The sequence below is a fragment of the Arthrobacter oryzae genome, assembly GCF_037911235.1.
GTDB classification, from domain to species: domain Bacteria; phylum Actinomycetota; class Actinomycetes; order Actinomycetales; family Micrococcaceae; genus Arthrobacter; species Arthrobacter oryzae_E.
On sequence record NZ_JBBLYW010000021.1, the window covers coordinates 12888 to 39550 of the forward strand.

The window sequence follows — 26663 nt, forward strand, 5'->3', positions numbered from 1 at the left end:
TTCCACGGTAAAACAGTGCCGGCCCGTTATCAAATCGAAATAGATTCTCCGCGCGGCGTGGCCGGGTTCCGGGCCGGTTTAGTGGCCGTCCGCTGACGGGCCCAGCGCCGTCGCCAGGTACGGCGCCGTCCGGCTCTTCGGGGAACGCGCGACGGCGGCCGGCGTCCCGGACGCCACGATCTCACCGCCGGCGTCGCCACCGGCCGGGCCGAGATCGATCACCCAGTCCGCTGCGGCCACCACATCCATCTCGTGCTCCACCACAATGACCGTGTTGCCGGCGTCCACCAGCCCGTGCAGCTGGGCCATGAGCAGTTGCACATCCGCGGGGTGCAGGCCCGTGGTGGGCTCGTCCAGCAGGTACAGGGTGTGGCCGCGGCTGGCCCGCTGCAGTTCGGTGGCCAGTTTGATGCGCTGCGCCTCCCCGCCGGACAGCTCGGTGGCGGGCTGGCCGAGGCGGAGGTAGCCCAGGCCGACGTCGCGCAGGGTCTGCAGGCTGCGGGCAGCGGCCGGAACATCGGCGAGGAACTCCCTGGCGGCGTCCACGGTCATGGCCAGCACCTCGGCCACGTTCCTGCCGTTGTAGGTGACCTCAAGGGTCTCCGGGTTGTAACGCGAACCCTGGCACTCGGGGCAGGGACCGTAGCTGCCAGGGAGAAACAGGAGCTCCACGGCAACGAACCCTTCGCCCAGGCACGTCTCGCAGCGGCCGCCGGCCACGTTGAAGGAGAACCTTCCTGCGCCGAAGCCACGGGCCCGTGCCTGCTCCGTGGCGGCGAACTCCTTGCGCACTGCGTCGAAGAGCCCGGTGTAGGTGGCCAGGTTGGACCGCGGCGTGCGGCCGATCGGCTTCTGGTCCACCCGCACCAGCCGGTCGATCTGTTCCAGCCCGGAGACCGGCCCCACGGTTTCAGAAATGTTCAACGGCTCCCCGGACCCGTCGTCCCCGGACTCCAGATCCTCCGTGGCCTTACCCGTCGCCTTCGCTGCGGAGCCTGCCGCGCCGTCGGCTTCCGGGCGCAGCCGAGCTCCCACCACCTCGGCGAGGACTTGGCTGACCAGGGTGGACTTGCCGGAGCCGGACACTCCCGTGACCGCCGTCAGCACGCCGAGCGGGAAGTCGGCATCGAGTTCGCGCAGGTTGTGGCGGGTGATGTCGCGCAACCCCAGCCAGCCGGCAGCCTCACGGCGGGCGCCGGCCGCAGAGGCACGCGCTGCGGAGGCACCGCCGTCGTTCGTTCCGGCGGCGTTCCGGGTTTTACCGGCCCCGTCCGGGAACAGGAACGGCCGCGTGACGGACGACTCCACGTCGGCGAGCCCGGCCACGGGCCCGCTGTACAGGATCTCGCCGCCGCCTTCGCCGGCGCGCGGGCCGACGTCGACGAGCCAGTCCGCACGGCGGACCACGTCCATGTTGTGCTCCACCACGAACACGGAATTTCCGGAGGACTTGAGCGCTTCGAGCACGGACTGCAGCGGTTCGGCGTCGGCGGGGTGGAGCCCGGCGGACGGCTCATCCAGCACGTACACCACGCCGAACAGGCCTGAGCGCAGCTGGGTGGCGATCCGCAGCCGCTGCATTTCGCCGGGGGAGAGCGTGGGCGTGGCCCGGCCCAGGGCGAGGTAGCCCAGGCCCAGCTCCAGCAGCACGGTGATCCGCAGCAGCAGGTCGCGGGTGATGGCCACCGCCACTTCGTTGGTTTCACCAGAGGCTGCAGCCCGGCTGGCCGTCCCCGCGTCCTTGAGCTTGCTGGTGGGCCGGATGATCTCTGCCAGTTCGGCCATGGGCACGGCGTTGAGCTCGGCGATGGTCCGGCCGGCAAACGTCACCGTCAGGGCCTCGGGCGTGAGGCCGCTTCCTTCGCAGCGCTCGCAGGGACCCGTTTCCATGAACCGGAGGACGCGCTGGCGCATGGTGTCGCTCTTGGTGTCGGCCAGGGTGTGGAGCACGTAGCTCTTGGCGCTCCAGAAACGGCCCTTGTACGGTTTGGCCACCCGGTCCCGCTTCGGCGTCACCTCCACCACAGGCTGTTCCTCGGTGAAGAGGATCCAGTCGCGGTGCTTCTTGGGGAGCTTCCGCCACGGGGTGTTCACGTCGTAGCCGAGGTGGCTGAGGATGTCGCGGAGGTTCTTGCCCTGCCACGCGCCGGGCCACGCCGCGATGGCACCGTCGGCGATGCTGAGCGAGGTGTCCGGGACCAGGGAGGTTTCGCTGACCGTATGGGCAATGCCCAGGCCGTGGCAGACGGGGCAGGCGCCGGCAGCGGTGTTGGGCGAGAAGGCGTCCGAATCCAGCTGGGCCATGCCGTCCGGATAGGTGCCGGCGCGGGAGAACAGCATGCGCAGCGAGTTGGACAGCGTGGTCACTGTGCCCACGGTGGAGCGGCTGCTCGGGGTGCCTCTCCGTTGTTGAAGCGCGACGGCGGGAGGCAGTCCCGTAATCATCTCCACCTTGGGATTGTGGCCCTGCTGGATGAGGCGCCGCGCGTACGGCGCCACTGACTCGAAGTAGCGGCGCTGGGCCTCGGCGTAGATGGTGCCGAAGGCGAGCGATGACTTGCCGGAACCGGAAACACCGGTGAACGCGACGATGGCATCCCGCGGAACGTCCACGTCCACGGTGCGCAGGTTGTTTTCCCGGGCTCCGCGCACCCGGACAAATCCATCGGTGTGGTGGTCCGGAGTCAGGAAGGGCGCATCGGAAGCCTGCTTGTTATGTTGCATTGATTCGACTCTATCGGTGCTGGGGCACCTCGGGCATATCCTTACCGGATGGAAACCTACAACGACGCGCCCGGACCCGGCGGCGCGTCAGCACTCAGCGATGCTCCTGTACCCGACGCCGAAGAGGCTGTGTCCCAAGAGGCTGTGTCCGAACAGGCTCTGTCCGCCGAAGCAGTGTCCGCAGAGGAAGCGGCCGAGCCGCCCGTCAAGCTGCTGCCGGTGGCGGAGCTGCACCTCCACATCGAGGGAACCCTGGAACCGGAGCTGATTTTCGCCCTCGCTGAGCGCAACGGCATTGCGCTGCCGTACGCGGACCTGGACGAGCTGCGTGCCCGCTACGAATTTACGGACCTGCAGTCGTTCCTGGACCTGTACTACGCCAACATGGCCGTGCTCCAGACGGAGCAGGACTTCGCGGACATGACCCGCGCCTACCTTGAACGTGCGGCGGCCGCGGGAGTGCGGCACGCCGAAATCATGATGGACCCGCAGGCCCACGTATCCCGCGGCGTTCCGCTGGAAACCTGCGTGAACGGGGTTGCCTCCGTGCTGGCAAACTCCCTGGAGGAGTTCGGGGTGTCCACCCTGCTCATTGCCGCGTTCCTGCGCGACCTGTCCGAGGAATCGGCCCTCGAAGTCCTGGAGCGGCTGCTGGCCATCAACGCGCCCATTGCAGGCATCGGCCTGGACTCGGCCGAGGTGGGCAACCCGCCGGCCAAGTTCGAGCGGCTGTTCGCCCGGGCGAAGGAGGCCGGACTGCACCGGATAGCGCACGCCGGCGAGGAGGGCCCGCCGTCGTACATTATCGACGCGCTGGAACTGCTGGATGTGGAGCGGATCGACCACGGCATCCGCTGCATGGAGGACCCCGACCTGGTGGAACACCTCGTCGCGGAGCGGGTGCCGCTGACCGTGTGCCCGTTGTCCAACGTGCGGTTGCGTGCGGTGGACACCCTGGCTGACCATCCGTTGCCGGCCATGCTCGCGGCGGGCCTGAACGTGAGCGTGAACTCGGACGATCCCGCGTATTTTGGCGGGTACGTGGATGACAACTTCGTGCAGCTGCAGACCGTCCTGGGGCTGTCCGAGTTCGACAGGGTCCGGCTGGCTTCCAACTCCATCCGGTCCTCGTTCGCGGACGAAGAGCGCAAGACCGAGCTGCTTGCGGAGCTCGGCTACTCCTGAGCCCTAGCGCCCCTGACGAATGCTTGCGGGGTCCTGCCATAACTGCTAATCCTGAAGTTCACAGCAGCACTGATGAGTAAGTACGGAGTCAGGGAGAGTGCAGCATGGCGCGCAAGAATCCGCACGTGGAAGAAGCCGACGAAAACAACCTTGAAGTCGGGAAGCCGAAGGACTGGGCCGCGGGCATCCCCGGCGTCTACCACTCCATGCAGCCGGCCCTGAAGCACATGGGCGTGGGACGTGCCGGCAAAACCCTGCTGGGGCTGAACCAGAAGGACGGCTTCGACTGCATGAGCTGCGCCTGGCCGGACCCCGGGCACCGGAAGACCTTCGAATTCTGTGAACAGGGCGCCAAAGCGGTCACATGGGAGGCAACTCCGGTGGTGGTGCCTTCCGAGTTCTGGGCCGCGAACCCGGTCACGGAACTGCGGGGGAGGTCCGAATACTGGCTCGGGATGCAGGGCCGCCTCACGGAGCCGGTGTACAAACCGGCGGGGGAGGACCACTACCGGCCGGTCAGCTGGGACGAGGCATTTTCCATCATCGGCAGCAAGCTCCAAGGCCTGGATAGCCCGGACGAGGCCGCGTTCTACACCAGCGGCCGGACCTCGAACGAGGCCGCCTTCCTGTACCAGTTGTTCGTGCGGGCCTACGGGACCAACAACCTGCCGGACTGCTCCAACATGTGCCATGAGTCCTCCGGCTGGGCCATGGGCCAGACCATCGGCGTGGGCAAGGCCACCGTCTCCTACGATGACTTCGCCAAGGCGGACCTGATCATCATCATGGGGCAGAACCCCGGCAGCAACCATCCCCGCATGCTGACTGCCCTCGAGGAGGCCAAGGAAGCCGGCTGCGAGATCGTGGCCATCAACCCGCTGCCCGAAGCCGGGCTCATGCGCTACAAGAACCCGCAGAAAATCAACGGAATCGTGGGACGCGGCACGGAGCTGGCGGACCAGTACCTGCAGATCCGGCTGGGCGGGGACATGGCGCTGATGCAGGCCCTGTCCAAGCGGGTGCTCGACGCCGAGTCGAAGCGCCCCGGGAAGGTGCTGGACCACGAGTTCCTCCGGGAGCACTGCGAGGGCCTGGACGAGCTCAAGGCGCACCTTGCATCGCTACAGGAATCCACCGTGCTCCGCGCCACAGGCCTGAGCAGCATGGAAATCGACGAACTCGCCGAGCGGTACCTGCGGGCCGGAAAGGTGATCATCACCTGGGCCATGGGCATCACGCAGCACAAGAAGGCCGTGCCCACCATCAAGGAGATCATCAACCTCCTGCTGCTGCGTGGAAACATCGGCAAACCCGGCGCTGGAGCGTCCCCGATCCGCGGTCACAGCAATGTCCAGGGCGACCGCACCATGGGCATCTGGGAGCAGATGCCGCCGGCCTTCCTGGATGCCCTCGCCAAGGAATTCAGCTTCGAGCCGCCCCGGGAACCCGGTGCTGACGCCGTGGAAGCCATCCGCAAAATGCGCGACGGCGGGATCAAGGTTTTCGTCGCAATGGGCGGAAACTTCGTGGCGGCCATCTCGGACACCCACGCGGCCGAGGCGGCAGTGGCGAACACCGAAATGACGGTGCAGATTTCCACCAAGCTGAACCGCTCACATGCGGTCACGGGCGGGGAAGCCCTGATCCTGCCCACGCTGGGACGGACGGAAATCGACATGCAGGAAACCGGGCCGCAGTTCGTGTCCGTGGAGGACACAGTGTGCGCCGTGCACGCCTCCGAGGGAAAGGTGAAGCCCGTGGCGCCCGGGCTGTTGTCCGAGGTGGCGATTGTCAGCCGGCTGGCCCGGGCTACCGTGGACAGCAGGATCGATGCTGACTGGGCCGGTTTCGAACGGAATTACGACCTCATCCGGGACCACATCTCGCGCGTGGTGGCCGGCTGCGAGGACTACAACCGGAGGATCCGGGAATGGGGCGGGTTCGTGCTGCCCAACGGTCCGCGGGATTCCCGCACCTTCCACACCCCCACGGGGAAGGCCGTGCTGACCGTCAACGAGTTGGAGCACGTGGAGCGGCCGGCCGGCACGCTGATCCTGCAGACCATGCGGTCCCACGACCAGTTCAACACCACCATTTACGGGCACAACGACCGGTACCGCGGGGTCAAGAAGGGTAGGGACGTTGTTTTCGTCAGCCCCGAAGACATCTCCGAGCTGGGCCTGGCAGACGGGCAATACGTGGACATCCACGGGGTCTACGGAGACGGCACCGAACGGGTGATCCGGAAGTTCCGTGTGATTTCCTACCCCACGGCGCGGGAATGCGCGGCGGCCTATTACCCGGAAGCGAACGTCCTGGTGCCCCTGGAGAGCGTAGCGGAGGGCAGCCACACGCCCGTCTCCAAGGCCGTCATCGTGCGCCTGGAGCCGAGCCTGGCCTGAACGGAGGCAGTCATGGCCGTCATCACGGTTGGCGAAGTCGACCTGTTCTACGAGGAGACCGGCCGCGGCCCCGGTCTGGTGCTGGTGCACGGATCCTGGGTGGACCACCACGAATGGGACCAAATTGTCCCGATGCTGGCCAGCCATTTCCGGGTGGTCAGCTATGACAGGAGGGGCCATAGCAGCAGTTCGCGGCCGGACCGCCAAGGCTTGGTCGGGGAGGACGTCGAAGATCTCTTCGGGCTCATCAGCCTGCTTGGCCTTGACCCGGCTGTGGTGGTGGGCAACTCATTCGGGTCGCTGATTGCGCTGCGGCTGGCCGCCGCCCACCCGGACGTGGTGGCGGCGGTTGTCGCCCACGAACCGCCGGGACTGGGCCTGCTGGCTGGCGACCCCGCCTATGCCGAGGTTCTCCAAGGCTTCACTACGCGCGTGGGCGCCGTGGCAGCAGCGCTAAGGGAGGGACGGAACGCGGAAGGTGCTGAACTTTTCGTTGACTCGATCGCACTGGGTCCCGGAAGCTGGGAACGCAGTCCGGAGGAGCAGCGGGAGACGTTCGTTCGCAATGCGCCCACTTTCCTGGACGAGCTCGGCGACCCGGAAAGCCTTACCCTCGATCTCGGGAAGTTGCAGGCCTACACCGGCCCTGTCCTCCTGACCCAGGGTGACCAGAGCCCGCCGATGTTCGCTCACGTCCTCGACCACATCCACGGTGCCTTGCCGCATGCACAGCGTCTCACCTGCGCAGGGGCGGGTCACATCCCGCACCTGACGCACCCGCAGGACTATGCAGAATCCGTGATCAAATACGCCGTCCAGGACGACGGCGCCTCCTGACCCCGGTGCCTGCCCCGAACCCGAACCAGGACCCGCAGCAGGACCCGAAACCCCGGGAGGGCAGCATGAGCAATTTCGTTGTCTATCTTGATACGTCCGACGTTCGGCCCGGAAAGTTGGCCGAACTGAAGGTCGCCATGGCTGAGCTTGCCCACTTTGTCGAAGCTAATGAACCGCGGATCATCGCCTACAACGTCTACTTTTCGGGCGACGGCACTCGCATGAGCGTCCTCCACGTCCACGAGGACCTGCCGTCGCTGGAGTTTCACATGAAGGTGGCCGGACCGCGCTTCCCTCCGATTGCACCGCTCGTCAACCTTCGGACCATAGAAATCTTCGGGGCGGTCAATGACGGGCTGGTGCAACAGCTCGAGGCAAAGACGCAACTGCTGGGCGGGAGCGTCCTTATCCACGACCTCCACGCGGGATTCGCTCGGACGCCGCCTGAATGACTCAAAGCCCGGGCGCCTTGTCAACGGGCCCAAAGTCCCGATGTTTCAGCCACTAAGCTGAGACCCTATGATCACTTGCGGCGCATTCCGCGTCATAGTGGGTCACGACACACGTTGTTAACCCGCATAGTCGCCTCTGGTTACAGTTCACTGGCAAAATGCTGAGTGATCACATGCTCGAAAGGACAAACATGCCCACGGCTATTGCAGACACCACCACGGTTCGACTCAAGTCAGTGCTCGACATTCTCGCGGAAAGCGTTCTGTCAGGTGAGACCCTCGGCGCAGGCGCCGTCCTGGCCCAGGCCACGGTTCGCGTCCCGCTGAATGAGAAGGAAAGTGAACTGCTCAGCGGAGGCATCCCCCGGGGACACAAGGCGCTGACCACCGCAACCAGCAAGCTCGTCAAGGCCGGTTGGCTCGTTAAGGGACGCAGTGGCTGGACCATTACCGAAGACGGCCTCCGTGCCACCGTGGCATTCCCGGATGCCGACTCATTTGCCACCGCACTCGCCGAAGGCACTCCGGTGCCCTCCGACGTCCCGGTACCCACTTCGCTCCCGGCCACCGCCGCAGCTCCGAAGGCTGCAGCCGCAAAGGCACCCAAGGCTGCACCGAAGAAAAAGGCGCCGTCCAAGGCTGCCAAGGTGGTTGAAAAAGCCGCCGAGCTGATTGAAGACGCAGTGGCACCGGTGGCCAAGGCCGTGCGCTCGCGCAAGGCCGCCGCCCAGCCGGCTGACTCCGGCGAGGAGTCACCGGCGCAGGTTCCCAGCGTGGAGTCGATCGACCAGCCGGAGGCTGTTGCCATTGCCGGCGACTTCAACGTCCTGCTCGGCGCCCCGGCGAACTGGGCCCCGCAGTATGACGAATCGCAGATGAAGCTGGATGCGGTAGACCAGCTGTGGAAGCTCACCACCGACCTTCCGGCCGGGCACTACAGCTTCAAGATCGCGCTCAACCGCACCTGGGACGAGAACTATGGCGCGTTCGGCGCGTTTGACGGTGCAAACCACGAACTCCACCACCCCGGCGGCCGGATCACCTTCAACTACGATCACCGGACCCGGGACATCACGCTCGTCTAGGGGTCTTTACCGGCGCAGGCCTTCGTTCCTGTAGGCAGCTGACCCTGATCGGCCTAGAATCAGAGCCATCAGGGTCAGCTCCAAAGGAGCGGTGCGGCATGCACACCGTTGAGGTTTCAGGACTGCGAATCGGCTATCAGCGTGCGGGCCAGGGCCCTCCGCTGGTGCTTCTTCATGGCGCGTATGAGGACAGCCGCGTCTGGCGGCAGCAGCTCGAGGGACTTTCCCGCGAGTTCACCGTTATCGCCTGGGATGCCCCGGGATGCGGACTGTCGGACGATCCTCCGCCCGACTTCACCGGCCGGCAGCTGGGCGATGCCCTCGCAGGTTTCCTTCGCGATGTAGCGCCGCGGAAGCCGCATGTCCTGGGGCTGTCCTGGGGCTCAGGCGTGGCCCTGGAGCTCTACCGGGGCCATCCGCATATGGTGGCATCCCTGGTGCTGGCTTCTGCCTACGCCGGCTGGGCAGGCTCGCTCCCGCCAGAGGAAGTGGACCGCCGCTACGCCCAGATCCTCGCGGAACTCGACCAGCCGCCGGAGCAGTTCATCCCGGTGTGGATGCCAACGCTCTTCACGGAGCGGGCCGATCCCGCCGTCGTCGACGAATTCAGTGCCATCATGGCTGATTTCCACCCCGCCGGTATGAGGGCGCTGCTAAGCGCCAGCGGCCGCGCTGATTACCGCGACGTGCTGCCCACCATCAGCGTGCCCACGCTGCTGCTCTACGGCGAGCGCGACGTGCGTTCGCCGTTGGCGGTTGCCCGGGACATGCACCGCCAGATTCCCGGTGCACAGCTGACAGTGATTCCCGACGTCGGGCATCTGGCAGCCGCCGAAACACCCCACGCGTTCAACGCCGAAGTCCGGCGGTTCCTGCACAGCATCGGCGACTGAACCCTTTGGAGGGCCGAAACTCCCTAAAAGCCGGAAACTCCCTAAAAGCCGGAAACTCCCTGAGAGCCCGAAACCTTCAGAACCGTGTGGGGTCCGGATTCGGGGCGGGCGGCACCGGTGGCACGGGCCCCGGGTCCGGAATCGGCAGGGGTCCGGGAGCCGGTGACGGTTCCGGCCCAGGGTGCGGCGGGTGCGGCTCTGTGGGGTCCGGCCTGTTGGGCGGGAACGGGTTGTCCGGGTCCGGCGGGCCGGTGGGTCCCGGTTCCGGCGGGAACGGATCCGGCTCTGGCAGCGGTGGAATGGTCATGGTGCTCTCCTTGCTTAGCTGGTGTTTGGGTAGGGCTCAGCTGTTGTGTTGCCGGCGGAAGACCTTCAATTCCCAGGGGCGCAGCGATATGGCAGCGTGCGTCGCGGCGCCGTCGCCCGGATAATTTCCCAGGATCAGTTCAGCCGGGTAGTGGCCCAGTTCCGGCTCATCCGCGCCGGCTTCGGCATCACCCCAGTCGCCGCCGTCGAGCTCCACGGTCCGGTCTTCCCCGGAGAAGTTGCCCAGCACCAACAGCTGGACGCCGGGTGCCGCTCCTGATCCCGGCAGCGACCGCCGGAATGCATACACATGCTCGTCGTCGGGCAGCAGCATGGTGAAGTCGCCTTCCGCCACCACGGGCTCGGCGTGCCGCAGGGCGATGACCTGCCGGTAGAAGCTGAACACCGAGTCCGGATTGTCCTCCTGCTCCGCGGCGTTGATATGGCTGGTGTTCGGGTTCACCGCAATCCACGGGGCGCCAGTGGTGAACCCTCCATGCCTGCTGGCGTCCCACTGCACCGGGGTGCGGGCGTTGTCCCGGTTCAACGGAGCCAGGGCAGCCAGGACGTCGGCGTCGGTGTGGCCGAGGTGGGTGGTGGCCTCGCGGTGGTGGTTGAGCACCTCGATGTCGCGGTAGTCGCTGATGGCCCCGAAGCTCATGTTGGTCATGCCCAGTTCCTCGCCCTGGTACACGTACGGGGTGCCCCGGTGCAGGTGCAGGATGCCGGCCAGCATCTTGGCGGAAAGCTCCCGGTACTGCCCGTCGTCGCCAAAGCGCGACACGGCACGGGCCTGGTCGTGGTTGCCCCAGTAGAGGCTGTTCCAGCCGCGCCCGGCCAGGGCTTCCTGCCAGCGGCCCAGGGACTGCTTCAGGTCCGTGAGCCGCAGCTTCCGGGGCCGCCACTTGTTGCCGTCCTCCTGGTCCAGCGCCACGTGCTCGAACTGGAACACCATGTCCACCTCGCGCCGGGTGGGATCGGTGAACAGGACGGCGTCCTCCACCGTGACGCCCGGCATCTCGCCTACTGTCAGCAGCGGCTTGTCCCGGCCGGCGAAGACCTCCAGGTGCATTTCGTGCAGGAACTCATGGATCCGCGGTCCGGACATGAAGTGCCGGCTGCCGTCGCCGAACAGCATGCCGTCCGCCCGCGGCCCGTCCGGAAGCGCGGTGTCCTTGGAGATGAAGTTGATGACGTCCATCCGGAAGCCGTCCACGCCGCGGTCCAGCCACCAGTTCATCATGTCGTAAACGGCGGCGCGGACCTCCGGGTTTTCCCAGTTCAGGTCCGGCTGCTTCCGGGAGAACAGGTGGAGGTAGTACTCGCCGGTGGCCTGGTCGAACTCCCAGGCCGGGCCGGAAAACGCGGAGCCCCAGTTGTTGGGCTCCGCGCCGGCGCCGCCTACGGGACTCTGCCGGGGCGGCCGCCACCAGTACCAGTCGCGCTTGGGGTTGTCCTTGGACGAACGCGATTCCACGAACCACGGGTGCTCGTCCGATGTGTGGTTGACCACCAGGTCCATCACGAGTTTCATGCCCCGCGCGTGCAGCCCGTCGGTTAGTTCCTTCAGGTCGGCCAGGGTGCCGAAGAGGGGGTCCACATCGCGGTAGTCGCTGATGTCGTAGCCGTTGTCGTCCTGCGGTGAGGTGTAGATGGGGGAGAGCCAGACGACGTCGACCCCCAGCTTCTGCAGGTAGTCCAGCTTGCTGATGATGCCGGGAAGGTCGCCGATGCCGTCGCCGTCGGAGTCCGCGAAGCTGCGCGGGTATATCTGGTAGACCACCGCTTTGTGGAACCACCCGGGGTCCGTGGTCACCTCGTCGTCGTTGTCCTCTGCGGCGCTGACAGGGGGTTCCGTTGCGGGGTCCGCGTGGGTGGTCATGGCCTGGTCTCCTCAGTTGCTTGCGGCTGGTCTGATGATGGGGCTCGGTTTGATTATTGTTCAGATCCGCCGGGCAGGAAAGGGCTGCTAGTTCCGTGCGGAGAGCGTCTTGTCCCGGTCCTCGAAGACTTCCTCGCCGGGACCGGTGAAGGCGCGGGACCGTTCGATGGCTTCGATGGAGCCGGTGAAGAGCTGGGAGTCCTGCGGGCCGGGCGGCTGACGGGCGTGCACTGGCTGCTCCGGCTGGCGGGACTCCACGGCGGGCTGCCGGGACTTTTCCCGGGCGGGTGCCGGCTGCACGGGTTCCCAGCGCACGTGCGGGAGCGACTCCGGGTGGCCTTGCTGCAGGAAGGTGACCATGGCCTCCCGAATGAGGCAGCGCAGGTCGAAGAGGGCGGCGCTGTCCGCTGCGCTCACCAGGATCCGCACCCGGACGTAGCCGTTGGTGGCATCCGTGATCTGCAGGATTCCCACGCGCTCATCCCAGAGTTCCGTGCCGTCGAGAACGGTCCGCAGTTCGGCGCGCATGTCCTCGATGGGCGCTCGCCAGTCGAGGTCGAACTCCACGGTGCCCATCACCTCGGACTGGCGGCGGGTCCAGTTCTCGAACGGGGTGGTGGTGAAGTAGGTGGAGGGCAGGATGAGCCGGCGGTCGTCCCAGATATGGACCACCACGTAGGTCAGGGTGATTTCCTCGATCCGGCCCCATTCTTTCTGGACCACCACAACGTCGTCCACGCGGATGGCGTCGGTGAAGGCCAGTTGCATGCCGGCAAAAACGTTCACCAGGGACGTCTGGGCGGCGAGGCCGGCCACGATGGAGATCACGCCGGCGGAGGCCAGCAGCCCGGCGCCAAGCGCCTGGATGGCGGGGAAGGTCAGCATGACGCTGCCCACTGCCAGCACCACGACAAGGGCCACAGCGATCCGCCTGGCAAGGATCATCTGGGTCCGCAGGCGCCGGGCACGGCGGTTGTCTGCCACGTCCACGTTATAGCGGCTGAGGACCAGGGTTTCCACGATCAGCAGCACCGCCACGGCCAGCCAGGCAAGCGAGCCCATGAGGGCAATCAGCAGGAGATGGTCCACGGCGGACCGCCACCCGCCGTCGTCCGTGGTCAGGGCCAGCGCGACGCGGACGCCGATCAGGCAGAGGGCAAGCCGCAACGGGAGCCGCGCCACTCGCGACGTGGCGTGGAGCTCGGGCCGGCGGCGGTTGAGCCGGAGGACTGTCTTACGGATCAGCCAGGAGAGGATCAGTCCTGCCGCTACTGCGATCGCCATGGCTAGGAAGGGCATTGCCGGGGTGAGGAATTCTTGCATTGGTTAAGCTCTATCAAGCTTCGGTGAAGGGCTGAAATCACGGGCGGTACGGGCGCGCCGATAACATTTGGACATCGATTGGATTTATTGCTAGGGCGGCGGCTCGCACCAGTCCACAATTGAGGAATTATTCGCGGTCTCATGAGATTCAGGAGAACAGATGCACCGCTCAGTATCCCCGCCCATCGCAGTCTCGGGGGCCCTCTGCCTCGCGTTCCTGCTGGCAGCCTGCGGCCCGCCGGCCTCGTCACCGTCGACGACTTCCACCGGGCCCGCCGTTACCTCGACCGCTTCGCCCAGCACCACCGCCACCACTTCGGCTTCGCCCACGGTCACCACCTCACCGTCGGCTTCCTCGACACCCGAAGCAGGATGGAAGTCCTACACCACGGCGGACGGCCTGACCTTCGACTATCCGGAAGACTGGAAGATCACCGACAAGGCCGCAGATGCAGCGCCCGGGGGCGTGTTCCTGAACATCACGAACGCCAACGGCAAGAACCTGGCGGACCTCCGGACGAACATGGTCACCGGGGCCGAATGCACCGTGAAGCAGCCTTACGGCGTGTACGAAACGCAGCCCCTTCCGGCCTTGGAACAAAACGGAACCGTTCCCCGGTATGTCTTTGAGACCCGGACGGACACCACTGCTACGGATCCGAAGCTGATGACCCTGTTCGCGTACGGCATCACCACAGCGCCCGAACCCACGGGAACGGAAGCGTGCCCGATTTTTCACTTCTTCAACTGGCCGCCCAGCGGTGCGATGTTCGGCGGCGTCTACAATCCCTTCGACACCACCCCGGGCAATGAGATGCACGTGGACACTCCGGAGGTCTACATGGGCACGCAGGAGTACAAGAACATCAAGAAGATGATCACCTCGTTGAAGCCCGCCTAGCTATCCAGGGCCACGCAGTCAATGTTGCGCACCGCGGACTCTCCGCGGTGCGCAACGTTTTGGCGGCAAATTCTTCAGTCCCCGCGCGAGTCGCCTCGGGGCGGGGCCACAATGAATTCCTCAGCTGTATGAGGAGGATTGCATGCGCCGATCGACGAAGCCCGGCTATGGATCATCTGGACCGGAACGTCCCGGATCAGCTGCTGCTGCCGCTGCCTGCCTCGCGGTACTTCTGGCAGCCTGCGGCCCGCCTCCCGCGCCACCGGATGCGGGATCGTCGACCGCCAGTCCACCCGGCGCTACGACGGACGGAACGCCGAACGGAACGGCGGACGGAACAGCCAGCGGGTCGGCCACTGACCCGGCGACCGGGACTGCAGTGCCGCCCAGCGCGACGGCGGGCGCCCCGCCCACTGAACCGGCGTCGTCGGGCACGTCCCCGAGCCGGCTGCCGTCGCCTACGGCCTCCGGCTGGAAGACGTTCACGACGCCGGACGGTGACCTGACATTCGAGTATCCGGGGGACTGGATCATCAAGGATCCGCGCGGAAAATCGCCGCTCGGCGGAGCGTTCGCGGAAGTCTTGAACGCGGCAGGGAAGCCGATGGCTGTCCTGGAGACCAGGATCGTGACCGGTTCGGAGTGCGTGCAGCAGTACCCGTTTGCGGTACTGGATTCCGAACCCATGACAGCCCTGGCTGAGAAAGGCGTGGCCGACGATAACGCGCCCCGGTTCATGTTCGAGATCCGGGGAGATCCGCAGGCGCCCGCGCGGACGGCTGAAACCATTGCCGCCTACGGCATCACGATGACTCCCGAGGAGATCGGGACGCTGGCGTGTCCCATCTTCCTGCTGTTCCGGTGGCCGCCCAGCGGCGCGATGTTCGGCGCCGGCTACGACCCCGCAAACAATGCCACACCGGGGGATCCGTCGCTCCCGTACTGGGAGAAGGCGAAGCTGTACGTGGAGACGGGCGAGTACCGGAACATCCGCCGGATGATCACCTCGCTGCGGCCCGCGCGGTAGGCGGCGTCGGCTTGAGCCGGCTCCTTGACTGGCCCTTTCCGCCCGCGCAGACTCGAATCAGGACGCAGTCCGATCTGTCGGAGTTCTGATGTACGCACTGGGGAAGCAGCGGCTCGTGAGCGGTGCGAAGGCAATGGCATCCGCCCTGATACCGGTGTGCGCGGTGGTGTGTTTGGTGCTGTTTGTAGTGCTGGGGCTGGGTGCGTGCACGCCGGACCCGAGTGCGGAGCCGACCACCACATCAAGCACCGCGCGGCCAACTGTCACCCGGCCCCTTCCCGGTGAGAGCGGCCCTCCCGACAGCAAGCCCGGCGCCGGCCCCGGCCCGTTCCCGACGTCGCGTCCCGCTTCGACGTCGGTTCCCACCTCTACCGCCTTCGAACGGGCAAGGCGGGCCAAGGAAATCCTGGAGACGTGCTTTCAGGGCGAGCTGACGTTCCGGCCGCCGTCGCCCATGCGCCAGGGCGAGACCAGGGAGTTCGTCTTGCACGTCACCCTGGGCGATCCCGGGGAGGGCCATGAGAAGAACATTCCCGGGCCCAACCCTGTGCAGACCCGGGCGCCGATTGTGTGTGAAGAGATGCGGGCGGATCTGTCCGGCCCGGGCATGACCGTCGAGCGGGCCGGAAATCCGAGCGGCGAGATGCTGGTGCCGGAACAGGGCGTCGCGGAGTGGCGCTGGTGGATCACGCCTAAGGAGTCAGGACGCAAAACCATGACCCTGCAGCTGTTTGCCACGGCCGAGGACGGACCGGACCTCAGCCTGGAGACGTTCCGGGAGGACATCCAGGTGGAGATCGAACTGGGCTATGTGCTGAATGCTCTCGTGAAGGACTGGGCGCAGCCGCTGGGCGTGACCATACCCGTGCTCATCGGCGCCATCGGGGCCATCCTCGTGTGGTCGCGGTCCAAGCGCCGCAAGGCCAAGCACGCCGCGAACACAACCCCTTGAAACCCCGGGCCGCCGCACTACATTGGAACCATGGCTCATGCTGCAGATCAGGACGCCGGGCCGGACGTCCGCTTGCGCGCCCGGGTGGAGGGCGTCGTCCAGGCGGTGGGGTTCCGGTACTGGACCGTGCGGAAGGCTGAGGAACTCTCGCTGACCGGAACGGTAAGGAACGACGACGACGGTACGGTCGCCGTCGTCGTCGAAGGTCCGCAGGCGGTGGTGCTGGAGTTCCGCCGCTGGCTGTGGTCCAGTGACGCGCCGGGGCGCGTGGACCACGTGGAGGAGTCGGTGTCGCCGGCGACGGGGGAGTTCAGCAGCTTCGACGTTGTGTACTGAGCCGGACCGACTCCGGCTGAACCTCTTGCGGACTGAGCCTCTTGCGGACTGAACCTCTTCAGGCCGCGAAGCGCACTGGCGCAGCTGTGCCAGGTCCTCGGCGTTCAGTTCGGGCTGCTTCTCGCTGAGATCCAGGCCGTCGCCCCGGATCTCGGCGAGCACCGCCGGGCTGGTTGCCGCGAGCATGTCCCGTGGGCCGTCCGGCAGCGACTCCCAGGCCTGATCGCCGAGCGCAGCGCGGATGACGCTCTTTCAAGCGTAGGACACAGTTCCCCCGGGGTCACTCCTAGGAGCGGGCCTCCCGCTGGAGGGCTTCGTCGTGCTCGGCGTGGGCCTGCTTGAGCAGGTCCATGAACTCGGTCTCGTCGCGGATGAGCCGCTTGTACTTCTCGGGAAGCTTTTTGAGTTCGGCTTCCTCGCGCAGCATCTTGTTGAAGATTTCCTCGCGCTCGGCGATGCCCGTCTCGTAGTTGAGGTCCACGTACTCGGTGGCGTGCCGCTTGGCACCGGAGACCATGTTCTTGGCCTTGCCCTTGGGGCTGTAGATCGAGGCCAGGACCGTGACCACCAGGACGCCGATGATCACGGACAGTGACAGGCCCGTGCTGATCTCGATGACGGTCACGTGTTCGCCGCCGTTGATGAACTGCAGGTTGTTTTCGTGCAGCGCGTGCAGGATGAGCTTCACGCCGATGAAGCCGAGGATCGCGGCGAGGCCGTAGGAGAGGTAGATCAGGCGGTCCAGTAGTTCGTCGATGAGGAAGAACAGCTGCCGCAGGCCCATCAGGGAGAACGCCGTCGCGGTGAAGACGATGTACACGTTCTGGGTCAGGCCGAAGATGGCGGGGATGGAGTCCAGGGCGAACAGGATGTCGGTTCCGCCGATGGCTACCATCACCAGGAGCATGGGGGTCAGGACGCGCTTGCCGTCTTCCACGGTGAAGAGCTTGTCACCGTCGTAGTGCTGCGACGCCGGGAGGAACTTCCGGGCGAGCCGGACCACCAGACCCTCGGAGCCGTCGTCGTGCGAATTCGGCCTGAGCAGGTTGCCGGCGGTGATCAGCAGGATGAGGCCGAAGATGTAGAACACCCAGGCGAAGCTGTTGATCAGGGCGGCGCCGAGGAAGATGAAGCCGGTGCGGGCGATCAGGGAAAAGACGATGCCGAACAGGAGCACTTTTTGCTGGTCGGCACGCGGAACCTTGAAGCTGGCCATGATGATCAGGAACACGAAGAGGTTGTCCACCGACAGGGCCTTCTCGGTGACGTAGCCGGCGAAGTATTCCGTGCCCATGGTGGGGCCGCCGAAAACCAGGACGCCGATCCCGAAGACCAAGGCGATTCCCACGTAGATCGCGGACCACGTGGCCGACTCCCTCAACTTCGGGGAGTGCGCCTTGCGGACGTGGAAGAAGAAGTCGAAGGCCAGTAGGCCCACGATGCCGATGACGGTCAGAATCCATACGTAAAGGGGGACCTGCATGCTGCGTGCCTTCCGGTCGGTGGGGTTGACATCAACCCTACCGGGCGGCTGTTACCGGGCGGTGTCCGCCAGCGCGGTATCTGTTCCTGCTCAGTGTCTGTTACTGCGCTGTGTCTGCTACTGCGCGGTGTCGGCCCAGCCTTTGCTGGACGGGCCGCCGTCGGCTCCGTCCTCACACAACCTGAGGGCGACGTCGGCGGCCTGGGCGATCGCCGCGGCGGACGCCTCCTTGGACCCGGCGCTCCCGGAGGCTGTGCCGCTGCCGGCGGCGAGTCCCGCGGCGTATCCCACCATCAGCGTGGTGATCGGCGCTGCTGCGTGGGTGACCGACCGTGAGGACTCCCCGGCGAGGTCGAGGATGAGTTCCCGGTCAAAATCGAGGTCCAGGAGCTGCAGGGCCTGGGCCAGCCGGTGACTCCATCGGTCCAGGATCTGTGCTTCGTCTTCGGTGGCGGCCATGTTTGCTCCTAGGTCAGAAATAACGGCAGATCCCTTGAGGTTAGGCTGTAGCAAGAGCCGCTATCAAGGAGATTCCGATGACCGATGTGACTATCCGCCACAATCCGGACCGCGAGCGCTTTGAAGTGCTTGTGGCCGGCAACGTGATCGGCAAGGCCGCGTACAAAACGTACGACGCCGGCGACTCGCGGCAGCGGATTTTCTATCACACGGTGATCAACGAGGAATTCGGCGGCCAGGGCCTCGCGGGCAAGCTCGCCACCGCCGCCCTGGACGCAACCGTGGCTGATGGCTTGCCGATCGTTCCGGTGTGCCCGTACATCAAGAAGTTCCTGACCAAGCACCCGGAGTACGCCGGTAGCACTACCGCCACCACGCCGGCCCACCTCGAGTTCCTTAGCGGCGCGCTGGCCGCGCGGGCTCGGACGTAAGTGGGGCGCAAGCAGGGCGGGACGCAGCGGTGTAGGCATCGCTGCCATCACGGGCGGTAAGCACACGGAAATTGACGCGATCTTCCACGCGCCGGACTGGACGCCGGGGGGCGAATTCCTCGCCGACGTGCACAGGTTGGCCGGCGCTGATTCGTGGACCACCGAGTGGCAATATGATGCTGCGCGGCCATTGCTCGCAGAGCGTGGGGGTTTTCCTTGACGAACTGCGGCATACATTCTTCACAGACCGTGAACACATTTGTCCGCTGGGCCATCGGCAGAGTTCTGCGCTCGCAGCAGGACGTTGACGCATGGCTTCGCGCATCGCTAATTCCGGCTGTCAGCGGTTGATCGGTCCTGGGGCAGAATTGGGACCGTGACCTCGCCGAACGCAAACGTGAACCGCAAACCAAAACTGTCGCCGGGGAGGTGGGCGAACCTCGCGATCACAGCTCTGGTTCTCTGCCTCGGACCGGTGCTTATCGTCGTCGGCACCCTCCTAATAGATGCCGACGACGAGCTTGCTCGGAGCGGGGAACAGACGGTGGGAACGATTGTTGATTTTGACGATGTAAGGAAAGCCTCCGCCCGCGACATCAAAGTGGAGTATCAGTCCGTTGACGGATTCGTTCACTACACCTCGGCCGCCGTGGACCATGACCAGCACCCTGTTGTTGGCGAGGAAGTCACGGTGGTGTACAGGGAGTCCGACCCGGGCCACGCAGTGGTCCTTGGGTACGAAAGCGACGGCGTATTTTTGAGGGGGGTGGGCGTCGTCCTGACGTTAATCTTCGGGGGAATCGGCGCCTTCGTGTTCCTCTCGTACGTGCTGGGCTTGAGGAAGAAACCTGGCAGGATCCGTCGTTCTAGACAGTAGGTATCCTCGGCAAACATTGCTCTGGCTCCCGCCACTTCCAATTTATCGCGCACATGGGGGCTTGCGGCAAGGCCCCCCTCGTGCCCCAAACTGGCTCGGACGTGCCTGAACAGGCACACGGAAAGTTTTGGAGAGGCCGGCGTTGTGATGGTTGATGTGATCGTTGCCGGAGGCGGCCCGACCGGGATGATGCTGGCCGGTGAGCTGACGCTGGCGGGGGTGGATGCAGCGATCGTGGAGCGACGCCCGACGCCGGAGCTGGTGGGCTCGCGCGCGGGCGGGTTCCACTCGCGGACGATCGAAATCCTCGATCAGCGCGGGATCGCCGGCCGGTTCCTCGCCGAGGGGAAGCCCGTCCAGGCGGCGTTCTTCGGGACCACAATGCTGGACATGAGCGACTTTCCTACTCGGCACCCTTACACGCTGGGCCTGTGGCAGAACCATATTGAGCGGATCCTGGCCGGCTGGATCGAGGAGCTGGGCGTGCCGGTCCATCGGAGGCTCGAGGTGGCCGGTTTCGCCCAGGACGACAGCGGGGTGGACGTGCATCTCGCCGACGGCGGCCGGATGCGCGCGCTGTACCTGGTCGGCGCCGACGGCGGGCGTAGTGCCGTCCGCAAGGCAGCAGGCATCGAGTTCCCCGGCTGGGATGCGACCAGGAGCAGCCTGATCGCCGAAGTGGAGGTGACCGAGGAGACGCCGGCGGGCATGCGCATCGACGAGGTCGGGGTCCACGGGCTCCACCTGATGGAGGACGGGCGAACCATGCGCGTGATCGTGACGGAGAGGCAACTTGGACCGGCGACCGAGCCCACCCTGGCTGACCTCAGCAAGGCGCTGACTGAGGTCTATAACACTGACTTCGGGGTCCACTCTCCGACATGGATCTCCCGGTTTACCGACGCCACGCGGCAGGCTGCGGCCTACCGCAGCGGCCGCGTGCTGCTGGCCGGGGACGCCGCGCACATCCATGCCCCTTCGGGCGGCCAGGGGATCGGGCTCGGCATCCAGGACGCCGTGAACCTCGGCTGGAAGCTCGCGCAGGTGGTCAAGGGCGTTGCGCCGGACAGCCTGCTGGACACCTATCACGCGGAGCGTCACCCCGCAGGGGCCCGCGCGCTGAAGCACACGATGGCGCAGTCGCTCATGCAGCGGGCCGACCCGCGCATCGGTGCGCTGGCTGACACGGTGGCCGGCCTGCTGACGATCGATGAGGCCAGGAAGCGGCTGTGCGGGCTCATTTCCGGACTGGACGTCCGCTATGACCTCGGTGAGGGGCACGCGCTGCTGGGGCGTCGCATGCCCGATCTCGACGTCGTCACCGCTAACGGCCCGCTGCGCGTGTTCACCCTCCTGCACGGTGCCCGTGCGGTGCTGCTCAACTTCGGCGTGCCGGGCAGCATCGACCCGGGGCCGTGGGCCGATCGGGTGCAGTTGGTGGACGCCGCGTACGACGGCGGATGGGAGCTTCCGGTGATCGGTTCAGTCAGCGCTCCTGCGGCCGTGCTGATCCGGCCCGACGGGCATGTGGCGTGGACTGGAGACGGGACCCAGCCCGGGCTCGAGGATGCGCTGGCGCGCTGGTTCGGGCCCGCGCGTCAACAGGCAGCTGGCTAGGCTGGAATGATGGATTACCGAATCCGTCGGGCAACTCCCGAGGACGCTGACGCCGTGGTGCGTATGCACACCCTGGCCCACGAGGAGTGCTACGCGCACCAGCTGTCACCGGAGTTCTTCCGCGTCCGCAGGGCCGATATTGCCGAGCGCGTTGAACGGCGTCGACCCTTCCTGGCGAGTCCTGACCCGCGAATTGTCGCCCTGGATTCCAGCGACGAAGTGGTGGGATTCGCGGACGCGGGTCCGGGCCTTGACGCGGACGCGCCCGAACAGTTGGAGCTGTATGCGATTTACACCCTCCGACGCACATACGGCAGCGGCCTTGGCGCAGCCCTGCTGCATGCCGCCGTCGGCGATTCACCGGCGTACCTCTGGTTGCTCGAGGACAATCCCCGGGCGCTGGCCTTCTACCTCAAACACGGCTTCCGGCCCGACGGTACACGCAAACTGCTTCCGCCCGAGTGGGAGGAGCTGCCCGTGATCCGGATGGTCCGGTCAGGCAAGCCGTAGGCTAGTCCGCCGCGTCCTCGGGCTCCCAGCGCAGCAGGTCGCCGGGCTGGCACTCGAGTACCTCACACAACGCCTCCAAGGTGGTGAAGCGCACCGCCTTGGCCCGGCCGTTCTTGAGTACCGCCAGGTTTGCGGGCGTGATCCCGACGCGGTCCGCCAGCGCGCCCACGGGCATCTTGCGCCTGGCCAGCATCACGTCGATGTCGACGACGATCGGCATCAGATTACCTCGTCCAGTTCGTCCTGCAGGTGCCTGGCTTCTGCGTCGCGGGCCACCGCCTGCGCCAGTAGCAGGCGCAGTACGACGACGACGAGCGCGACTCCGGCCACCAGCACGCCGGCGCCGCCAATCAGGAGGACAACACCGGGAGCGACGGATTCGCCCGGGGCAAGGACGACGCCGAGGCCGAAGGTCAGCAGGGAGGCCGCCGCGATCGCGCCGGCCACCACGTCCACGTAACGGAAGGCGGCATGCGAGAACACTGTTCCCCGGCGCACCATCGTGAGCAGGCGCCAGACGCACACCATGGTGACCTGGATAGTCACGATGCCCAGGAGGACGATCACGATGACAGGAACACTGACGCTGGCGATGTCCGGGCCCATGTCCTCGTGCAGGTCCCGGGCCAGCAGCGGAACCATCACTGCCTGGACAAATACCGAACCGGCAAGTCCCATCGCGAGGACAATCCGCAGCGCGAGGACGGTCAGCTTTCCCATCAAGTCTCCTAAGGTGTCGAATAACAGATGAACAGTATCGATATTCGATAGCGTGAGCAAGGATGGGCGAGTTCTCCGGTTGGCGCCAACGGACACTTGAGGCCCCGGCAAGCAGGGCCTCAAGTGTCCGTTCGCGCTTCCCACGTGCCCAGGAACGTCGGGCAAGACGACGGGACGGCGCAGCGATGGGGATGCCGGGACGGGGCACCCGGATGGCGCTATCCCCCGAGGGGGCAGCGCCACGGATGAAAGCCCAGGGCCTTTTGCTTACTGGTCCGGATTGGGATTCCGGACGTCTCTCTCGCCGATATCTGCCGCCCCGAGGACGTCTGCCGCAGGCGAATGGGTGGTTTCGTGTTCGCGTACGCGGAGTTCCGGGTGGTGGAGGTCCAGGGCCGGACGCTCCGAACGGATGCGCGGCAGCGACGTGAAGTTGTGACGCGGCGGCGGGCAGGACGTGGCCCACTCCAGGGAAGCACCGAAGCCCCAGGGGTCATCCACCTCAACCTTCTCGTGGCTGCGCCAGGTGATGTACACGTTCCAGAAGAACGGGATCAGCGAGGCTCCGAGGAGGTAGGAGGCGATGGTGGAGAACTGGTTCATCCAGGCGAAGTTGTCCTGCGGCATGTAGTCCGCGTACCGGCGGGGCATACCTTCAACGCCCAGCCAGTGCTGGATCAGGAAGGTTCCGTGGAAACCGAGGAAAAGCATCCAGAAGTGGATCTTGCCAAGGCGCTCGTTGAGCATCTTGCCGGTCCATTTCGGCCACCAGAAGTAGAAGCCGGCGAACATGGCGAACACCACGGTGCCGAACACCACGTAGTGGAAGTGCGCCACCACGAAGTAGGAATCTGAGACGTGGAAGTCCAGCGGCGGGGAGGACAGGATGATGCCGGTCAGGCCGCCGAACAGGAAGGTGGCCAGGAACCCGATGCTCCAGAGCATGGGGGTTTCGAAGGTGAGGGACCCGCCCCACATGGTGCCGATCCAGTTGAAGAACTTCACACCGGTAGGTACCGCGATCAGCATGGTCATGAAGGCGAAGAACGGCAGCAGGACCGAGCCGGTCACGTACATGTGGTGCGCCCACACGGTGACGGACAGCGCTGCGATCGAGATGGTCGCGTACACGAGGCCCTTGTAGCCGAAGATCGGCTTGCGGCTGAAGACGGGGAAGATCTCGGAGACGATGCCGAAGAACGGCAGGGCGATGATGTACACCTCGGGGTGGCCGAAGAACCAGAACAGGTGCTGCCAGAGGACGGCACCGCCGTTCTCGGGATCATAGATGTGCGCACCAAACCTGCGGTCGGCGCCGAGGGCGAACAGGGCTGCTGCCAGCGGCGGGAAGGCCATCAGGACCAGGATGGCCGTCACCAGCGTGTTCCAGGTGAAGATCGGCATGCGCCACATGGTCATGCCCGGGGCGCGCATGCAGATGATGGTGGTGATGAAGTTGACCGCACCGAGGATGGTGCCGAAGCCGGAGAGCGCGAGGCCGAAGACCCACAGGTCACCGCCAACACCAGGCGTGAACGTCGTGTTGTTCAGCGGTGCGTAGGCGAACCAGCCGAAAGCAGCGGCGCCCTGCGGGGTGATGAAGCCGGAGACGGCGATCGTGGAGCCGAACAGGAAGAACCAGAAGGCCAGGGCGTTCAGTCGCGGGAAGGCGACGTCGGGGGCGCCGATCTGCAGCGGCATGATCACGTTGGCGAAGCCCGCGAACAGCGGGGTGGCGAACATGAGCAGCATGACGGTGCCGTGCATGGTGAACAGCTGGTTGTACTGCTCCTTGGTCTGCAGGACCTGCATGCCGGGTTCGAAAAGCTCGGCGCGGATCAGCAAGGCCATGACGCCGCCGAAGCAGAAGAACACGAAGGAGGTGATCAGGTACAGGTACCCGATGGTCTTGTGATCCGTCGTGGTGATCCAGTTGACGACGAGGCGTCCTTTACGCCTCGGCACTACTTGGGGGTAAGCGGCGGGCGCCGCAGCTCCGGAAACGTAATCATAAGTGGCCATGACCGGCTCTTTCCCGTCGTGCATCCAGTGCTGCCGTGAGGCTTCAGCAGCTCGTACCGGCCGGCTGTGCACAGGGGCCGGAAGGAAGACCTCTTTCCTGAGCGGGATGGGGTCTATTCTTCGAATTTACTGACGGCGTGTCGTGCTGTCTAGGGGTTGTGCTGGCCCGGCCGCGTCCGGGCAGGACATATGTGTTTCGTGCGCTTCTGCATAGCGGGACCACCGGCCTATACCGCCCGGCCGCCCCGGTGGGTACCGTGGCCTCATGCAGAAGATATCGATCGAGGCCCTGGCCCGGCAGCAGCTCGCCGCGGCGCTTGCAGCGAGCAACGGGCGTGCTGCCGACACCGTCTACGGCGGACATGAGAAGGTGCTTCGGCAGACCGTCATGGCGCTCAAAGCCGGCACACAGTTGAGTGAGCATCAGAACCCGGGCGACGCCACGGTCTATGTCCTCCAGGGCAGCCTCCGCCTGCGTTTCGGCGAGGACTCTTGGGAGGGGAAGCCGGGGGACCTGCTGATCGTCCCGGACGGGCTGCACAGCCTGGAAGCACAAGAGGACTCCACCTTCCTGTTCACCGTGGCAAAGGGCGCAAAGAAGAGCTGACTTCTCCGCAGGCTCCCCGGTGGCGGAACTCCGTTGTGCCGCGCCCCGAGCGCAACGCACACGCGTAACCTAGTTCGGCCTCGCGCCCCATGTAGGCAAGACTGTTTCCGTGAGCAACAAACCCCGGACAGCCCTCGCCGTTGCCGGCCTCAGCCTGGGCACGTCGCTGAACCCGCTGAACTCGTCCATGATCGCGGTGGCACTGGTGGTGCTGCGCGCGGACTTCGGGCTCGACGTCGCCACGGTCACCTGGGTGATCACCGCCTTTTACCTCACCTCTGCGGCCGGCCAGCCGCTCATGGGCAAGCTGGCGGACCGCTTCGGGCCGCGGCGCCTGTTCAGCTTCGGGATGGTGCTTGTCGCAGTGACCTGCGCACTGGCTCCGTTCGCCCCGAACTTCGCACTCCTCTGTGTGGCCCGGGCGCTCATGGCCCTTGGCACGGCCACCGCGTACCCGAGTGCCGTCGTCATCGTCGGGGCGCTGGACCGGACGGCGAAGGTGAAGTCCACCCGGCCGCTCGGCCGGATCCAGATGGCCAACACCTCAGCGGCAGCGGTGGGCCCGGTGGTGGGCGGGCTGCTGGTGAGCCTGGTCGGCTGGCAGGCCCTGTTCCTGATCAACGTGCCGTTGGCGCTCGCGGCACTCCTCATCGTCCGGAAGTACGCCCCGGCGGACGAGGACCGGGAACGCGGCAGTGCCTCGGAACTGCTGCGCGACTCCGACATCCCCGGCATCCTGGGCTTCGTCGGCTCCCTGACGCTGGTCATGATGGCGTTGCTGAACGTGCTGCCCGACGCGCGCTGGTTGCTGCTGGGCGGCGGCACGGTGCTGGCAGCGCTGTTCGTCTGGCGTGAACTGAAGTTCAGCCCGCCCTTCCTGGACCTGAGGCTGCTCGGCAGGAACCGGCCGCTGCTGCTGGTCTACCTGGGCTTTGCGGTGTTCAACGGCATCTACTATTTCGCGTTCTTCGGCCTGCCGCAGCTGCTGCAGGAAGCGGCCGGTTACGATCCCGGCGTCGTGGGTCTCCTCATGCTGCCGCTGGCAGCAATGTCCGTGATCGCGACGCCGTTCGCTGTCCGCGCCATCGAACGCTTCCGTGTGCGGCGGGTGCTGATTGCCGGGGTGCTGTTCCTGGTGGCGGCCGCGGGAGCGATGTGGTTGCTGACCGCCTCGTTCGCCATCCCGCTGGTGCTGCTGCTCACGGCGCTGATGGGCATTCCGTGGAGCGTGGTGAGCATCGCGTCCAGCCAGGGCATGTACGTCTCCACCCAGCCGGCCGAGCGGGGGGTGGCTGCCGGCATCTTCCAGACCTGCCGGTACCTGGGCGCCATCACGGCCACCGTGATGATCGGCATCTTCTACGGCACCGGCGTCAACCAGGCCAACTGGGGCCTCATGGTGATCACCATGCTGGTGCTCGGTGCGGTGGCATTCGGCGTGACGCTGCTGTGGCGGGAACGGAAATAAGCTGTGGGGCGCGGGCCGGAATGGCCCCACACGTGCCCTCCGAAGGGCACCATCCGGGCCCGATTTCCTTGTTTTCACGCCGTATTGACACGCAGATGGCGCGGGAATATTGTCTGCCTTAACGGGGCCTTCCGCCCTGTTTCCACAATTCTCGGCGCTGACTC

General features: G+C 65.9%; 25 protein-coding genes. 16 read left to right on the forward strand and 9 right to left on the reverse strand.

Annotated features, from left to right (window positions below):
- Positions 1-78 precede the first annotated feature (78 nt).
- Positions 79-2724 (reverse strand): excinuclease ABC subunit UvrA, encoded by a 2646-nt coding sequence (locus WMN78_RS06395; RefSeq protein ID WP_340532723.1) that lies wholly within the window; start codon positions 2722-2724, stop codon positions 79-81.
- A gap of 48 nt (positions 2725-2772) precedes the next feature.
- On the opposite strand from WMN78_RS06395, the gene WMN78_RS06400 reads away from it, so the two are divergent.
- From WMN78_RS06400 to WMN78_RS06425, 6 genes are all read left to right on the forward strand, one after another.
- Positions 2773-3909 carry an adenosine deaminase gene (locus WMN78_RS06400; protein WP_340532724.1) on the forward strand — a complete coding sequence of 379 codons (1137 nt, stop codon included), beginning with the start codon at positions 2773-2775 and terminating at the stop codon, positions 3907-3909.
- A 104-nt stretch (positions 3910-4013) separates the two neighbouring features.
- Positions 4014-6311 (forward strand): FdhF/YdeP family oxidoreductase, encoded by a 2298-nt coding sequence (locus tag WMN78_RS06405; protein ID WP_340532725.1) that lies wholly within the window; start codon positions 4014-4016, stop codon positions 6309-6311.
- Positions 6312-6323: 12 nt separating this feature from the next.
- On the forward strand, positions 6324-7148 hold the full coding sequence (locus tag WMN78_RS06410) for an alpha/beta hydrolase (protein ID WP_340532726.1): 825 nt from the start codon (positions 6324-6326) through the stop codon (positions 7146-7148).
- Between the two features lie 65 nt (positions 7149-7213).
- Positions 7214-7600 (forward strand): hypothetical protein, encoded by a 387-nt coding sequence (locus tag WMN78_RS06415; protein WP_340532727.1) that lies wholly within the window; start codon positions 7214-7216, stop codon positions 7598-7600.
- 191 nt (positions 7601-7791) lie between these two features.
- Positions 7792-8685, forward strand: a complete 894-nt coding sequence (locus WMN78_RS06420) for a glycosidase (RefSeq protein ID WP_340532728.1) — start codon at positions 7792-7794, stop codon at positions 8683-8685.
- Positions 8686-8783: 98 nt separating this feature from the next.
- Positions 8784-9578: an alpha/beta fold hydrolase gene (locus WMN78_RS06425; RefSeq protein WP_340532729.1), complete on the forward strand. Its 795-nt coding sequence runs from the start codon at positions 8784-8786 to the stop codon at positions 9576-9578.
- A gap of 343 nt (positions 9579-9921) precedes the next feature.
- On the opposite strand, the gene WMN78_RS06430 is transcribed toward WMN78_RS06425, so the two are convergent.
- Both WMN78_RS06430 and WMN78_RS06435 read right to left on the reverse strand, forming a co-directional pair.
- Entirely contained in the window at positions 9922-11766 is a 1845-nt protein-coding gene (locus WMN78_RS06430; RefSeq protein ID WP_340532730.1) for an alpha-glucosidase, read from the reverse strand.
- A gap of 87 nt (positions 11767-11853) precedes the next feature.
- On the reverse strand, positions 11854-13089 hold the full coding sequence (locus WMN78_RS06435) for a mechanosensitive ion channel family protein (protein ID WP_340532731.1): 1236 nt from the start codon (positions 13087-13089) through the stop codon (positions 11854-11856).
- Positions 13090-13249: 160 nt separating this feature from the next.
- On the opposite strand from WMN78_RS06435, the gene WMN78_RS06440 reads away from it, so the two are divergent.
- Positions 13250-13990: a hypothetical protein gene (locus tag WMN78_RS06440; RefSeq protein ID WP_340532732.1), complete on the forward strand. Its 741-nt coding sequence runs from the start codon at positions 13250-13252 to the stop codon at positions 13988-13990.
- A gap of 165 nt (positions 13991-14155) precedes the next feature.
- Here the strand turns inward: WMN78_RS06440 and WMN78_RS06445 are convergent, their stop codons facing one another.
- Positions 14156-14524 (reverse strand): hypothetical protein, encoded by a 369-nt coding sequence (locus WMN78_RS06445; RefSeq protein WP_340532733.1) that lies wholly within the window; start codon positions 14522-14524, stop codon positions 14156-14158.
- Positions 14525-14594: 70 nt separating this feature from the next.
- On the opposite strand from WMN78_RS06445, the gene WMN78_RS06450 reads away from it, so the two are divergent.
- From WMN78_RS06450 to WMN78_RS06460, 3 genes are all read left to right on the forward strand, one after another.
- The gene (locus WMN78_RS06450; RefSeq protein WP_340532734.1) at positions 14595-15017 is read left to right on the forward strand and encodes a hypothetical protein; all 423 of its coding nucleotides are present in this window, start codon (positions 14595-14597) and stop codon (positions 15015-15017) included.
- Positions 15018-15105: 88 nt separating this feature from the next.
- Positions 15106-15969 carry a hypothetical protein gene (locus WMN78_RS06455; RefSeq protein WP_340532735.1) on the forward strand — a complete coding sequence of 288 codons (864 nt, stop codon included), beginning with the start codon at positions 15106-15108 and terminating at the stop codon, positions 15967-15969.
- 30 nt (positions 15970-15999) lie between these two features.
- Positions 16000-16305, forward strand: coding sequence for an acylphosphatase (locus WMN78_RS06460; protein ID WP_340532736.1), 306 nt, complete (start codon positions 16000-16002; stop codon positions 16303-16305).
- A 286-nt stretch (positions 16306-16591) separates the two neighbouring features.
- Here the strand turns inward: WMN78_RS06460 and WMN78_RS06465 are convergent, their stop codons facing one another.
- Together WMN78_RS06465 and WMN78_RS06470 are read right to left on the reverse strand one after the other, a co-directional pair.
- The gene (locus WMN78_RS06465; protein WP_340532738.1) at positions 16592-17788 is read right to left on the reverse strand and encodes a TerC family protein; all 1197 of its coding nucleotides are present in this window, start codon (positions 17786-17788) and stop codon (positions 16592-16594) included.
- A gap of 117 nt (positions 17789-17905) precedes the next feature.
- Positions 17906-18247 (reverse strand): DUF6457 domain-containing protein, encoded by a 342-nt coding sequence (locus WMN78_RS06470; RefSeq protein WP_340532740.1) that lies wholly within the window; start codon positions 18245-18247, stop codon positions 17906-17908.
- Between the two features lie 77 nt (positions 18248-18324).
- On the opposite strand from WMN78_RS06470, the gene WMN78_RS06475 reads away from it, so the two are divergent.
- The 4 genes from WMN78_RS06475 to WMN78_RS06490 all read left to right on the forward strand — a co-directional run bounded on the left by WMN78_RS06475 (position 18325) and on the right by WMN78_RS06490 (position 21682).
- Entirely contained in the window at positions 18325-18678 is a 354-nt protein-coding gene (locus WMN78_RS06475; RefSeq protein ID WP_340532741.1) for a GNAT family N-acetyltransferase, read from the forward strand.
- A gap of 376 nt (positions 18679-19054) precedes the next feature.
- Entirely contained in the window at positions 19055-19555 is a 501-nt protein-coding gene (locus WMN78_RS06480; protein WP_340532742.1) for a DUF3592 domain-containing protein, read from the forward strand.
- Between the two features lie 147 nt (positions 19556-19702).
- Complete coding sequence (locus WMN78_RS06485) at positions 19703-21172, forward strand: FAD-dependent monooxygenase (RefSeq protein ID WP_340532855.1); 1470 nt, start codon at positions 19703-19705, stop codon at positions 21170-21172.
- A 9-nt stretch (positions 21173-21181) separates the two neighbouring features.
- Entirely contained in the window at positions 21182-21682 is a 501-nt protein-coding gene (locus WMN78_RS06490) for a GNAT family N-acetyltransferase (protein WP_340532743.1), read from the forward strand.
- Position 21683: 1 nt separating this feature from the next.
- Here the strand turns inward: WMN78_RS06490 and WMN78_RS06495 are convergent, their stop codons facing one another.
- From WMN78_RS06495 to ctaD, 3 genes are all read right to left on the reverse strand, one after another.
- Complete coding sequence (locus WMN78_RS06495) at positions 21684-21902, reverse strand: helix-turn-helix transcriptional regulator (protein WP_340532744.1); 219 nt, start codon at positions 21900-21902, stop codon at positions 21684-21686.
- A complete protein-coding gene (locus WMN78_RS06500) occupies positions 21902-22402 on the reverse strand; it encodes a DUF2975 domain-containing protein (protein ID WP_340532745.1) in 501 nt (166 codons plus the stop codon). The genes WMN78_RS06495 and WMN78_RS06500 overlap by 1 nt, the downstream gene beginning before the upstream one ends.
- A gap of 267 nt (positions 22403-22669) precedes the next feature.
- Positions 22670-24424: a cytochrome c oxidase subunit I gene (gene ctaD / locus WMN78_RS06505; RefSeq protein ID WP_340532746.1), complete on the reverse strand. Its 1755-nt coding sequence runs from the start codon at positions 24422-24424 to the stop codon at positions 22670-22672.
- Positions 24425-24689: 265 nt separating this feature from the next.
- Here ctaD and WMN78_RS06510 point away from each other — a divergent pair, with 265 nt between their 5' ends.
- Together WMN78_RS06510 and WMN78_RS06515 are read left to right on the forward strand one after the other, a co-directional pair.
- On the forward strand, positions 24690-25031 hold the full coding sequence (locus WMN78_RS06510; protein WP_340532747.1) for a cupin domain-containing protein: 342 nt from the start codon (positions 24690-24692) through the stop codon (positions 25029-25031).
- Positions 25032-25140: 109 nt separating this feature from the next.
- Positions 25141-26499, forward strand: a complete 1359-nt coding sequence (locus tag WMN78_RS06515) for an MFS transporter (RefSeq protein WP_340532748.1) — start codon at positions 25141-25143, stop codon at positions 26497-26499.
- Positions 26500-26663 lie beyond the last annotated feature (164 nt).